The sequence below is a fragment of the Fodinibius sediminis genome (genome assembly GCF_900182555.1).
Taxonomy (GTDB): Bacteria; Bacteroidota; Rhodothermia; order Balneolales; family Balneolaceae; genus Fodinibius; species Fodinibius sediminis.
On record NZ_FXTH01000004.1, the window covers coordinates 105917 to 118370 of the forward strand.

General features: G+C 54.5%; 11 protein-coding genes. 5 read left to right on the plus strand and 6 right to left on the minus strand.

What is annotated here, in order from left to right; translation table 11 throughout:
* Positions 1-128 precede the first annotated feature (128 nt).
* From FN808_RS05720 to alaS, 4 genes are all read right to left on the minus strand, one after another.
* Entirely contained in the window at positions 129-1373 is a 1245-nt protein-coding gene (locus FN808_RS05720) for a pyruvate dehydrogenase complex dihydrolipoamide acetyltransferase (protein WP_142713599.1), read from the minus strand.
* Positions 1374-1403: 30 nt separating this feature from the next.
* Positions 1404-2387 carry a pyruvate dehydrogenase complex E1 component subunit beta gene (locus FN808_RS05725; protein WP_142713600.1) on the minus strand — a complete coding sequence of 328 codons (984 nt, stop codon included), beginning with the start codon at positions 2385-2387 and terminating at the stop codon, positions 1404-1406.
* An 84-nt stretch (positions 2388-2471) separates the two neighbouring features.
* Entirely contained in the window at positions 2472-3581 is a 1110-nt protein-coding gene (gene pdhA / locus FN808_RS05730; protein WP_142713601.1) for a pyruvate dehydrogenase (acetyl-transferring) E1 component subunit alpha, read from the minus strand.
* 151 nt (positions 3582-3732) lie between these two features.
* Positions 3733-6408 carry an alanine--tRNA ligase gene (alaS, locus tag FN808_RS05735; RefSeq protein ID WP_142713602.1) on the minus strand — a complete coding sequence of 892 codons (2676 nt, stop codon included), beginning with the start codon at positions 6406-6408 and terminating at the stop codon, positions 3733-3735.
* 147 nt (positions 6409-6555) lie between these two features.
* Between alaS and FN808_RS05740 the strand changes: the two genes are divergently transcribed.
* Positions 6556-7134 carry a DUF502 domain-containing protein gene (locus FN808_RS05740; RefSeq protein WP_142713603.1) on the plus strand — a complete coding sequence of 193 codons (579 nt, stop codon included), beginning with the start codon at positions 6556-6558 and terminating at the stop codon, positions 7132-7134.
* A gap of 45 nt (positions 7135-7179) precedes the next feature.
* Here FN808_RS05740 and FN808_RS05745 read toward each other — a convergent pair whose 3' ends face one another.
* The gene (locus tag FN808_RS05745; protein ID WP_142713604.1) at positions 7180-8106 is read right to left on the minus strand and encodes a ferredoxin reductase domain-containing protein; all 927 of its coding nucleotides are present in this window, start codon (positions 8104-8106) and stop codon (positions 7180-7182) included.
* 168 nt (positions 8107-8274) lie between these two features.
* On the minus strand, positions 8275-8871 hold the full coding sequence (locus tag FN808_RS05750) for an outer membrane protein (RefSeq protein ID WP_142713605.1): 597 nt from the start codon (positions 8869-8871) through the stop codon (positions 8275-8277).
* Positions 8872-9186: 315 nt separating this feature from the next.
* Between FN808_RS05750 and FN808_RS05755 the strand changes: the two genes are divergently transcribed.
* The 4 genes from FN808_RS05755 to FN808_RS05770 all read left to right on the plus strand — a co-directional run bounded on the left by FN808_RS05755 (position 9187) and on the right by FN808_RS05770 (position 12434).
* Positions 9187-9651, plus strand: a complete 465-nt coding sequence (locus tag FN808_RS05755; protein ID WP_142713606.1) for an NfeD family protein — start codon at positions 9187-9189, stop codon at positions 9649-9651.
* A gap of 113 nt (positions 9652-9764) precedes the next feature.
* Positions 9765-10706, plus strand: coding sequence for an SPFH domain-containing protein (locus tag FN808_RS05760; protein WP_142713607.1), 942 nt, complete (start codon positions 9765-9767; stop codon positions 10704-10706).
* A gap of 2 nt (positions 10707-10708) precedes the next feature.
* Positions 10709-11650 carry an SPFH domain-containing protein gene (locus tag FN808_RS05765; RefSeq protein WP_142713608.1) on the plus strand — a complete coding sequence of 314 codons (942 nt, stop codon included), beginning with the start codon at positions 10709-10711 and terminating at the stop codon, positions 11648-11650.
* 139 nt (positions 11651-11789) lie between these two features.
* Positions 11790-12434, plus strand: coding sequence for a 2OG-Fe(II) oxygenase (locus FN808_RS05770; RefSeq protein ID WP_142713609.1), 645 nt, complete (start codon positions 11790-11792; stop codon positions 12432-12434).
* Positions 12435-12454 lie beyond the last annotated feature (20 nt).

A 12454-nucleotide genomic window follows, 5' to 3' on the forward strand; every position in this document is an offset into this window, starting at 1 on the left:
AATAATTTTATCCGCACTGTGAGTGCGATAATATAGGAAGCTGCAAACGGAATTAGGAATATAAATGTATAAAAAAAGGTTCTGAATCTTTCGATCCAGAACCTTTTTTAGAAATCGGGTCAGCCCGTTTACAGGAGCATGCCCAGCGGATTTTCAAGCATCTGCTTGAGCGTATTTAAAAACTTGGCCGCCATGGCGCCGTCTACTATACGATGATCACTCGAGAGCGTCATCTTCATCCGTTTTCCGGGCACCACCTCGCCGTCTTCGACCACCGGTACCTCCTTGATAGCCCCAACCGCCAGGATACAGGCGTTGGGCGGGTTAATGATGGCTGTAAACTCATCGATGCCAAACATGCCGAGGTTACTGATGGTAAAGGTGCTGCCTTCCATCTCCTCCGGCTGCAGCTTGCGGTTACGAGCTTTTTCGGCAAGCTCCCTCGTCTCAATACCTATCTGCTGCAATCCCTTCTGGTCGGTATTGTCAATCACCGGCGTCAAGAGTCCTTCATCAACGGCTACGGCCACGGCAATATTCACATCCCCGTGTTCCACAATTTTATCTTCGTACCAGGAACTGTTTATCTCCGGGTGCTTGCGCAGGGCAGCGGCACTGGCTTTCACCACAATATCGTTGAAGCTTATCTTGGTATCACTGACCTCATTAATCTGTTTTCGGGCATCCCACACTGGCTGCATATCCACGGAAACCGTCTCGTAGTAATGCGGGTTGTTGTACTTGCTCTCGGAGAGCCGGCGAGCGATGGTTTTGCGCATCTGGGAGACGCGGATCTCCTTGTCTTCGCGCGATACCACAGCCGCAGACGGTGCTTTTGCGGGCTCATAGCTTTCTATATCGGATTTTACGATGCGTCCCTGCGGTCCACTTCCCTTGACATTGGAAAGGGTAATCCCCTGTTCCTCGGCCATCTTACGGGCCAGCGGCGACGCCTTGATCCGCCCGTCGGAATCCGGTGCAGTGGCAGTCTCTTTATCCACATCTTCCAAAACCGGATCATAATCTTCCTCCTGCTCTTTCTCCTGCCCAGCGGCCTCTTCTTCCTTCTCGGCCGGTTCTTCGGCTTCAGCAGATCCCGATTCGGCTTCCGCCAGGATCTCACTGATATCTTCCCCTTCTTCACCGATGACAGCCATGACCTGGCCCAGCGGTACCGCATCCCCTTCACCAGCAAGTATCTTCAGAATGGTTCCGGAGTCGAAGACCTCAACCTCCATCGTGGCCTTGTCGGTCTCTACTTCGGCGATGATATCACCGGACTCCACATAATCTCCTTCCTCTACATTCCACTTGGCGATAACCCCTTCTTCCATGGTATCGCTCAATTTGGGCATTTCAACCTTAATTGCCATAAGTAAGTATGTTAAATTTGTACGTTTGGATTACTTGCGATAGGTGACGGTATTCACAGCATCAATAACCTCATTGGCACTGGGCAACCATTCGTCAAAAAGATTTTTAGCAAAAGGCGCACTGGTATCCGGCAAGGTAACCCGCTGCACCGGTGCATCCAAATAATCAAAAGCCTCCCGCTGGATCAAATAACCAACTTCGGCCGCCAGACCGCCAAAAGGATGTGCTTCGTCGACAATAACGCAGCGGTTGGTCTTTTTGATGGAGGTTATGATCGTCTCAATATCCAGGGGCTTGACCGTTCGCGGATCAATGATCTCCATCTCCACCCCGTCCTTTTCAAGTTGCTTCGCCGCCTGGGTTGCCACGTGATACATCTTGCCGTGAGCCACCACCGTAACATCACTGCCTTCGCGCTTGACCTTGGCTTTGCCTATCGGGATGGTGAAATCCTCTTCGTCGGTTACTTCTCCCTTCAGTCCGTACATCTGCTCAGACTCCATAAAAAGTACCGGGTTTTCATCGCGAATGGCCGATTTCAGCAGCCCCTTGGCATCTTCCGGCTCGGAAGTGTAGATCACCTTCATCCCCGGAAAGTGGGCATACATCGAGTCGTAGGCAACCGAATGGGTGGCACTCAGCTGTCCGGCAGACGCATTCGGCCCCCGAAATACAATAGGAATCTTAATTTGTCCACCGGTCATATACCGGATCTTGGAAGCGTGGTTGATAATCTGGTCCGCGGCCAGTACAGCAAAGTTGAAGGTCATAAATTCAATAATGGGACGCAGACCATTCATGGCGGCCCCTACCCCGATACCAGCGAATCCAAGCTCGGCGATGGGGGTATCAATCATTCGCTTGGGGCCGTATTTATCGAGCAGGCCTTCGGTTACCTTGTAGGCACCGTTGTATTCGGCCACCTCCTCGCCCATTACAAAAATGTTCTCATCCTGTGCCATTTCCTCATCGATGGCAGCACGTATTGCTTCTCTGAATTGTAGTTCAGCCATTTTTCTATGTCAAAATTATTGCTAAAATTAAATCTAACCTTGTTGTAATTGCTGTTGCCGGATCTGCCGGCCGGGAAACCGCTATTAGGTGTGGAACGGATAGTCATCCTCTACAAAGACATCCCGGTACAGATCGCTCTTGTCAGGGAAGTCGCTCTCTTCGGCAAAATCAATGGCCTCCATGACGGTATCCTCCACCGAATCCTCGATTTCACCGATCTTGTCCTCATCGATAATATCCTCATTGAGCAGGTAATTCTTGATGCGCTCCACCGGGTCCAGTTTCTCATACTCCTGGAGCTCTTCCTTGGTGCGGTATTTCATGGGGTCCGACATGGAGTGCCCCCGGTAACGGTAGGTTCGAATTTCAACAAGCCAGGGGTTGGAATTCTCACGCACGTCCTCGGCTACCTCTTTCATCTTTTCATAGACGGTGAATACATCCATCCCGTTGAGAACCATGCTTTTCATGCCATAGCCCTTGGCCCGGTCAACCAGCTCGCCCACCGAGTGGCGGTGCACGGCCGTTCCCATGGCATAGCCGTTGTTTTCAATGGCAAAAATGCAGGGAAGCCCCCAGTTCTGGCTCATATTCAGGGTCTCATGCAACACCCCCTGATCCACAGCACCATCACCCATGAAGGATGCCGTCACCCGGCCGTTCTGCTTATATTTGTTGGCAAAAGCGATGCCTCCGCCCAGCGGGATGCTGCCACCGACGATGCCGTGACCGCCCCAAAAATGTTCTTCCGCGTTGGCAAAGTGCATGGATCCTCCTTTCCCGCGCGAACAGCCCGTCACTTTTCCGTAGAGTTCAGCCATGCCCGCTTTCGGCGAAACGCCGCGCACCAGTCCCCAGCCATGATCGCGATAGGCCGTGATAATATCATCATCGTCATTCAGGGCGTACACGGTTCCGGTGGAGATGGCTTCCTGCCCCATATAGAGGTGAAGGAACCCCCCGAACTTCCCCTTCTGATACATCTGCATGGCCCGTTCTTCAAAACGGCGCTGCAGGTACATCTGTTCAAACATATCAACCACATCATCTTCAGAAAGACCAAGTGATTTATGTTTTTTCCTGGTGGGCGATGGCAGCTCGGTGCTTGGTACAACCTGCCCGTTGGTGCGAATACCCGTTCCAGATGGAGTAAACTGTATTTCTTCTTGCGCTTCGTTCTTTTTATCAGCCATAGTAACTAATTATGCCAACAAGTGTAGCTTCAACTATTAATATTAAATATTTTGAAATTATAGTTTCAAAATATACTGAAAATTCTCGAATATTACAGATTGTTTACGTTAAAAAACGTTTGCCCATATAATATATAAGGAGAAAGAGGATTCAGCTTTGATTCAATACTTCAGTAATGATTGACGGCAGCCGGTCCAGCACTTCATTGAGTTTTTCCGGCTTCCGCCCCCCCGCCGTGGCAAGGTTGGGCTGCCCGCCCCCGCCGCCGCCGAGCAGTTGGCCGATCCTGCCGACCAGGTCGCCGGCTTTCAAATTTCGTTCACTGATGAGATCCCGGCTAACAGCAGCGGCAACATAGACTTTGCCTTCCTCCTCGTCGCGCGCTCCAAGAATGGTCACCGTTGACTCCCCGGCTTTTTCCAGGGCCTCGTATCCCAGCTGCTTCAGCAGGTCCATATCGGCATGGGGAATTTCGCCCCTCACCAGCCGGATATCCCCCTCCAGTTCAGTGGCCCGTTCAAACAATTCATTCAGCTGTGAAAGGCTTTGCTGATGCTGCAGCTGCTCCAGCTCCCGCTCCAGTGATTTCCGGTCTTCTTTAAGCTGACGGATATCATGCACAAGATCCTCGCTCTGTCCGATCTCCCGCCGTATCTGCCCGATAAGCTCATGCTCCGACCGCAGCAGATGGTCGGCGCTTTTTCCTACCTTCGCTTCGATACGCCGCACTCCGGCCGCCGCGGACGACTCGCCCACAAAACGGAAATAACCAATTTCACCCGTTGCATCCACATGGGTGCCCCCGCAGAGTTCCATCGAATAGTCCGGATCAAACGAAATGACCCGCACCCTGTCGCCGTATTTCTCTCCGAAAAGCATCGTAGCCCCGCGTTCCCGGGCCTCCTCTATAGGCACCTCGCGCTCTTCGGTGCGGACGATGTTCTCCTGGATCCTGTCGTTGACGATCTCTTCAATCCGTGCCAGTTCATCAGGGGTAATCTGCTCGAAGTGTGAAAAGTCGAACCGCAGGTGATGCTCGTCCACCAGCGAGCCCTTCTGTGCCACATGGTCTCCCAGCACCTGCTTCAGCGCCGCGTGGACCAGGTGCGTGGCCGAGTGGTGCTTGCGAATCTCGCGGCGGCGCTCGCCGTCAACCATGGCCTCCCAGGTTCCCTCCGGGTTCTCGGGCAGCTTGTCCACAATATGCACATGGCCATCGGGCGACGGCTGTACATCCAACACGCGGAGATGCTCATCCCCGTTGCTGATCACGCCGGTGTCGGCCACCTGTCCCCCGCTCTCGGCATAGAAAGGCGTCCGGTCCAGGATGAGAGCCTTCTGGTCCCCGGCCGGGCGAAGGGCTTTAATGCGGGCTTCAGACATAAGTTCGTCATAGCCCGTAAACTCAAAATCCTCCGTATCGACGACAGTGATCCATTCTTCCTGCGTGGACTGGTCGACGGTAAACGTACCCGCGGCCCGGGCGCGGTCCTTCTGCTTCTGCATCAGCTGCCGGAATCCTTCCTGGTCTACCTCGACGCCCCGCTCCCGCGCCATCAGCTGCGTCAGGTCGATCGGAAAGCCATACGTATCGTGCAGCTTAAAGGCTTCCGCCCCCGAAATCCGATCACTCTCCCTGGTCATCTCTTCAAAAAGCTCAATGCCCTGTCCCAGGGTATTCAGAAAACTCTGTTCTTCCGAACGGATGACATTAACCACATATTCCTGCTGCTGAATCAATACCGGGAAGACCTCGGAAAACTGCTCGGCCAGCACCGGTACCAGCTTGTGGAAAAAAGGCTCTTTCAATTCCAGCCGGTCCCAGCCGTAGCGGATGGCCCGGCGCAGGATGCGGCGTACCACGTATCCCCGGCCGTCGTTGCCCGGCGATACCCCGTCGGCAATAGAGAAACTCACCGCCCGGATATGATCGGCAATGACGCGCATGGCGATATCCACCTGCTCTTCATTGCCATAGATGACCCCCGCAAGATCCCCGATCTTATTCAGCAGCGGCTCAAACAGATCGGTGTCGTAATTGGATGTCTTCTGCTGCAGCACGGCACACATCCGCTCGAAGCCCATCCCTGTGTCCACATGCTGGGCCGGCAGCTTCTCCAGCGAGCCGTCGGCCTGGCGGTTGAACTGGATAAATACCAGATTCCAGATCTCCATGACCTTGGGGTCATCCATATTGACCAGCTCCGCCCCCGGCTTCCCGGAGCGTTCTTCGTCGGGCCGCAAATCAACATGCACCTCAGAGCAGGGCCCACAGGGACCGGTCTCCCCCATCTCCCAGAAATTATCCTTCTTGCCAAATTTCAGGATGTGATCTTCCTCAATGCCCGTCTCCGACTTCCAGAGCTCAATCGACTCCTCGTCCACCGGCAGGCCGTCGTCCTCGTCGCCGCCGAATACCGTTGCATACAGCCGGTCGGGCTCAAGCCCCCATTCATCCACCAGCAGCTCCCAGGCCCAGCGAATGGCCTCCCGCTTGAAATAGTCGCCGAACGACCAGTTTCCCAGCATCTCAAAAAGCGTGTGGTGATAGGTATCGCGGCCCACCTCCTCGAGGTCGTTATGCTTGCCGCTTACCCGGATGCACCGCTGGCTGTCCACAACGCGCTGCCAGGTCTCGCCCTCTTTTTTATAGCCGGACTGTTCGCCCAGGAAGATGGGCTTGAACTGGTTCATCCCCGCATTGGTAAACAGCAGCGTAGGATCATCCTTGGGGGCAACCGGTGCACTGGGAACCGGCAGGTGCTGTTTTGATTTAAAGAAATCCAGAAATTCCTGGCGTATCTGGGCAGAGCTCTTGTGAGACATGAAAATTAATTTTTACTTAATTGCAAATTTTACAGACGTTGAAAATAGTAAAAAATAGTGTTGAACTCATCTCCATAACCTACAAATTTGGGAGCGGTCCTTCGGGCGGCTCCTTCTGACACCATCCCATAATCAATCCGACAGCTTATGCGTCCCTTACTGAATAATTTTTTTCGCGGCCTGCTCCTGGTTTTCCCCCTTGGTGCTACAGCCTACATCATCTACTCGGCCGTCATCTGGTCGAACAATGTGCTCAACGAACTGCTGTTCCGGTGGCTGAGCGTGGATATTCCGGGTCTGGGCATCGTGACCGTATTTCTGGGCATTTCCATCATCGGCTATATCTTCTCCCTCACCTTCACCCGTCCCCTCGTAACCTACTTTGAAGGGCTGCTGAAACGGGTACCCATCATTAAAATTATCTACACCGCCCTTAAAGACCTCACCGAAGCCTTTGTCGGAGACAAAAAACGATTTGACAAGCCAGTCGTCGTGCAGTTCGGGGACCTCCCCGTCCAGCGGATGGGCTTTATTACGCAGGAAGACCTCTCCGACCTCGGGATGAGCGACAAGGTTGCCGTGTACTGTCCGCACTCCTACAACTTCTCAGGCAACCTCTTCTTTGTGCCTGTCGACAAGGTACAGCCCCTGGAGCTGGAATCCGCCGATGCCATGAAGTACGTTATCTCTGGCGGCATCACCAATCTTGAAGCCCCCCCGTCCTGAGGCCCGGGGAAGGCTATTACCGGCTGCCCCTGCCGCCTCACTATACTAATAGACTTCCACGAAGGTGCGCGGGGAAGGCTTCACATAGCGCTTCAGGTCCTTTTCATCCCAGTCTTCCGGCTTCTTGCCGGCTGCGGGCTCCCGGATGTCGAGGTATTCATTCAGCTTTTTCTGTCCCAGAGCCTGGTAGATACCCGCTTCCATCCCTTTCAATCCACAGATATACAAGAGTGTATTTTCCTTTTCCAGAAGCGGATCCATCAGTTCAGCCGCATCCCAGAGGCAGGTCTGCACATACTTCTTGGTACCGTCTGCACGGCGGGCTTCCCGGGAAATATGCGGCAGGTAGTGAAAGTTGTCGTATTCCTCGGCCAGGGGCTCAAAGTAATCCGCATACAGCAGATCCGTGCGGTAGGGACAGCCGAAGACCAGGACAATATCGTTCTCGATACCCGCCTCAATCATCTCCTTGATCATCCCGCGGTAGGGGGCGATGCCCGTCCCGGTGGCGAACATGACATAGTTGAAATCAGTGGCATTTTCCGGGAGCAGAAACCGGCGGCCGCTGGGCCCCGTCATCTTCACCTTGTCGCCGGGCTGCAGGTCGGCCAGGTAGTTCGAGCAGACGCCCAGGTACAGCTCGTTGTTGTCAAACTCTTCAATGGTCCGCTTGACCGTCGTCGAAACGAGGTGCGCCTGCCCGTCCTCCCCCTTCGTCGGGGACGATACCGAATACAGCCGCAGTTTATGGGGCCGGCCGTTTTCGTCCTCACCCGGCGGCAGAATACCAATCGACTGGCCCACCTGCACATGGCCCTCAAGCTCGGTTCCGGAAATATCAAAGGTCACATGACGGACAAAATTGGGACTGCTCTCCTTGGTACAGATGCGGTTCTCAACGATAACTGCTTCAACAGGTTCCCGGGGCGTATAGATATTCAGCTCAACTTCCGGCAGCTTTATTTCAGACATGAGGCTAAAAGGTAAATCGTATTATTTAGATCTAATTTAAATGCCTATGAAGTTGTAAAGCTTAACGCAAAGAAACAAGTGAGAATTGCCGTATTTCATTCAAAAAAAGAGGGGCCGCCGTTGCCGGCGACCCCTGCTGATCTCTTCGTGTGCCATGCACTTATGCCGTTAGAAATAGAACATCAGACCGGCTGACAATACATTACCGCTGAAGTCGGCATCTTCCACGTCTCCGAAGGTGTCGCTGCCCGGATCCAGGAAGATGTACCGGTAGTCAACATTGAGGGCCGTGTTCCTGTTAAAAGGCAGTTCCAGGCCGAATCCCAGGTGATAGCCGAAATCCACGCTGTGATCGTCTTCCACGCCGGGGATTGACTCGGCCTCCTCACTGAAATCCACCATGTCGTAGTAGGCTCCCAGCCCGGCAACACCATAAGGCTGAAAGTGCTCGCTGACCGGCAGGTACAGCAAAGCGGAAGCCGTCACCGGGATCTGCCGCACGTCGGCCGAATAGCTTCCCAGATCATATTCCTGGGACGTACGGTAGTCGATGGCCCCCTCGAGACCGACGATTCTGCCCAGCCGGGCCCGGATCTGGGCGCCTCCGTAGAAGCTCCCTTCATCGGCGTCATCGGCCTGGTAGTATCCCAGGCGGGGTCCAACGCCGAGGGTATTGGAGATCGTAGCGTCTGAGCTGCTTTGTGCGTGCGCTGCAAAAGGAGTAAATAATAATGCAACTAATGGTAGCAGTAATAACTTCTTCATAATAGTCTATTTATTCTTGTTGCGGTTCACTCTGTTATACTACCCCCTCTGCAGGAATTGTTCCCCGGAAAGGCGATATTCGTCGCCGGGCTATTTTAATTGTACCCGCCCGACCTTGCGAAACCAGCTGCCGGACGGCCCTGCCCCCGCAGACCTGCATTCGGGCTGTTATCCTGGCAGAACCTTCTCCGAAAAGCTGACTAGTGCCCTGCCGGCAAAGGTTTTATGCCGGAAAGCTTATTAAATATTCCCAGTTTGCAGTGGTCAGAATTTTATCTATTATTTGGATACATAGTTTAAGAAGAAGAGTACGCAATGGATGGTGAAACGCTGACGACAATTTTTTTTATCGGGGGATTTGCACTGATGATTCTTGAAACCCTGGTCCCGGGCGGGGTATCCTTTTTCCTGGGATTCAGCGGGCTGGTCGTGGGGCTGTTGCGCTGGCTGGGGATCCTGGCAGACCCTGCCGCCTCGGTCATCACCTGGCTTTTCACCTCCGTGGCGCTGATCCTGGTGATGCGGCCGCTGCTGATGAAATACTGGGGCGGCGAAAGCAGCTATAAACTGGCCAACGAGGATGTGGAGGCGATGGACCAGGTTGTGGACGTTATTGAACCGGTAAACGCCGAAGATCACTCGGGGCGCATACGCTTCCAGGGCATCTCCTGGCAGGCCAAAACGCTGGAAGGGGAAATTCCTGCCGGCTCCAAAGCCAAAATCCGCTATCGCGACAATGTCACCTGGATCGTGGAGCCCGTCGACGAGCTTGAAGAATAAGGCAGCCGGGGGCAGCCATCCCCGGGCAGCTGCATGGTTGCAGACGCTCCCGTACCACCCAATACCATGACTGCAACACATTCATATGTTCATTTCAACCAACATCCAACATCATGTGGACGACCCTACTAATTATTATAGCCATCGGTGTTTTTATTTTCACCAAAGTCTTCATCATCGTGGAGATGCGGGAAGAGGTTATCCAGGAACGTCTTGGCAAGTATACTGAGACCCTGAAACCCGGCCTCCATTTCCTGATTCCCTTCGTTGACCGTGCCGCCTACCGCCAGGAGATGCGCGAGCAGGTCATCGACGTACCCAGCCAGACCTGCATCACCAAAGACAATATCGAGGTCGAAGTGGACGGACTGGTCTACGTCAAAGTGATGGACTCCTACAAGGCCAGCTACGGCATTCACAACTACAAGCTGGCGGCCATCAACCTGGCACAGACCACCATGCGGAGCGAAATAGGCAAGATCACCCTCGACGACACCTTCTCCGAGCGGGAGCAGATGAACGAAAATATTGTCCGCGAGATCGACAAGGCCTCCGACCCGTGGGGCATCAAGGTGCTGCGGTACGAAATCCGCAATATTCGTCCATCGGATAACCTCATCAACACCCTCGAGAAGCAGATGGAAGCCGAGCGCGACAAACGCGCGGAAATCACCACCTCCACGGGGACGCGTGATTTCAAGATCAACGAATCGCAGGGAGAGCGCCAGGAGGCCATCCTCATTTCCGAAGCCCGGCGCCAGAAGCGCATTAATGAAGCCAAGGGCAAAGCGAGGGAAATTGAGCTCATTGCCAAAGCCACCTCCAAGGGCATCAAGCGAATTTCCGAGGCCATTGCCAAGCCGGGCGGCGACCTGGCGGTCAAGACCCAGCTTATCGAACAGTTTATCGGGCAGCTGGGCCACATCATCGACCGCTCCAACGTCTCCGTGCTGCCCGTGGAAACGGCCAACCTGAAGACGTTCTTTGAAGGCGTCGACAAGGTAAGCGACCACAGCCGGGCCACGTCTTCAACTTCCAAATCCCAGAGAGGTTAATCATGATTGAACTGATCAGTCAAGCCGTATTAGGACTTTTAAGCGTCTACATTCTTTTCAAATTCATCCAGTCCATTCAGCTGGTGCCGACCCAGCGGGCCTACGTCGTCGAGCGGCTGGGCAACTACCACAAGACCCTCGGGCCCGGCTTTCATGCCCTGGTCCCCTTCTTCGACAAGGTCAAGTACAAGCAGGACCTGCGGGAGGAGACCATCGAGGTGGAGCCCCAGGAATGTTTTACCCGGGACAACGTGAAAGTGGAAGTGGACGGGGTTATCTACCTGGCCGTCATTGACCCGGTCAACGCCAGCTACGGGGTCACCAACTACCGTTTTGCCGCCGTGCAGCTGGCTCAGACCACCACGCGGTCCATCATCGGCAAGATGGATCTGGACGACACCTTTGAAGACCGGGCCATCATCAACAAGGAAGTGGTGCAGGTACTCAGCGAGATGGAGCAGGCCTGGGGTATCCGGGTGCTGCGCTATGAAATCAAGAACATCTACACCCCCAAGACCATCCAGAATGCCATGGAACGGCAGATGACCGCCGAACGGGAACGCCGCGCCACCATCGCCCGCTCGGAAGGGATCATGCAGTCGACCATCAACGATGCCGAAGGCGAAAAGAAAGAGATCATCAACAAATCGGAAGGGGAAATGCAGCGGCAGATTAACGAAGCCGAGGGGGTGGCCCAGGAGATTGAATCCATCGCCGAAGCCACCGCCACCTCCATCGAGGAGATCGCCGGGGCCCTCTCCCACGACAAGGGAAAGGAAGCCATGCAGATGCGCCTGGCCGAGCAGTATATCCAGCAGCTGTCGAAGCTGGCCAGCGATAAAAATGATGTCATCATCCCCAAGGATGTGACCAACTACGACGCCATCATGAGCGGGCTCTCCCTCGATAAAATCTCCATCGTACCCGAAGAACGGAACCAATAGGCATCCGGGCAACCAGGGGGAAGCCGGAACGAAGAGGCCCGGGCCGCCATGGGGGCGGTCTTTTTTAGCCGTTGATGGTGTACTATTGGCCGGATCTCCCTATCTTCCTTTGTTTAACCTGTAACCTGAGGACCGGGCGATGCCATCATCAGCGTTTACCTCCCATACCGAGAGCGACTGGGGCCGCTGGCTGAACCAGCTTGCCGACAACGATTTTGTATATATCGATCATTTCACCAGCGCCCCCCTCTACCGGCAGATCCACCGTTATTTTGACCGGCTCCGGGCCGACCATGAATTCTCCCGCGCAGCCATCGGCACTGCCCGGCAGCGGCAGGTCGAAACATCCGTCCGCGGGGATTTCATCTACTGGCTCGACCGGGATACCGACGGTGAGCTGGCCGAGCTCTTTTATCTTCTCGATGAGCTGGTGCGCCACATCAGGCAGCAACTGTTCCTGAGCATCTCCGACTACGAGTTTCATTTTGCCCTCTACCCGCCCGACACCTTCTACAAGAAGCACCTGGACCAATTCCAGGGACAGGACAACCGGGTGCTCTCCGTGCTCCTCTACCTCAACGACGACTGGCAGCCGGGCGACGGCGGAGAGCTCAAAATGTATGAAAAGGACGGGGCCGAAACGCTCATCCCGCCCCTCGGCAACCGGCTGCTCCTGTTCCGAAGTGATACCGTGGAGCACGAGGTCCTGTGCACCCAAAAGCACCGCAAAAGCCTCACCGGCTGGCTGCTCCGCCGCCCCACCTCCCTGAACCAGCTGATATAACTGGGGGACAGGGCCCTGCG

What these genes read in the sequence shown, in the direction of transcription:
- FN808_RS05720 (WP_142713599.1), bottom strand. Translation starts at nt 1,373, where the DNA reads ATGGCAATTAAGGTTGAAATGCCCAAATTGAGCGATACCATGGAAGAA.
- FN808_RS05765 (WP_142713608.1), top strand. Translation starts at nt 10,709, where the DNA reads ATGATTGAACTGATCAGTCAAGCCGTATTAGGACTTTTAAGCGTCTAC.
- FN808_RS05770 (WP_142713609.1), top strand. Translation starts at nt 11,790, where the DNA reads ATGCCATCATCAGCGTTTACCTCCCATACCGAGAGCGACTGGGGCCGC.
- FN808_RS05750 (WP_142713605.1), bottom strand. Translation starts at nt 8,871, where the DNA reads ATGAAGAAGTTATTACTGCTACCATTAGTTGCATTATTATTTACTCCT.
- FN808_RS05745 (WP_142713604.1), bottom strand. Translation starts at nt 8,106, where the DNA reads ATGTCTGAAATAAAGCTGCCGGAAGTTGAGCTGAATATCTATACGCCC.
- pdhA (WP_142713601.1), bottom strand. Translation starts at nt 3,581, where the DNA reads ATGGCTGATAAAAAGAACGAAGCGCAAGAAGAAATACAGTTTACTCCA.
- FN808_RS05755 (WP_142713606.1), top strand. Translation starts at nt 9,187, where the DNA reads ATGGATGGTGAAACGCTGACGACAATTTTTTTTATCGGGGGATTTGCA.
- FN808_RS05725 (WP_142713600.1), bottom strand. Translation starts at nt 2,387, where the DNA reads ATGGCTGAACTACAATTCAGAGAAGCAATACGTGCTGCCATCGATGAG.
- FN808_RS05760 (WP_142713607.1), top strand. Translation starts at nt 9,765, where the DNA reads ATGTGGACGACCCTACTAATTATTATAGCCATCGGTGTTTTTATTTTC.
- FN808_RS05740 (WP_142713603.1), top strand. Translation starts at nt 6,556, where the DNA reads ATGCGTCCCTTACTGAATAATTTTTTTCGCGGCCTGCTCCTGGTTTTC.
- alaS (WP_142713602.1), bottom strand. Translation starts at nt 6,408, where the DNA reads ATGTCTCACAAGAGCTCTGCCCAGATACGCCAGGAATTTCTGGATTTC.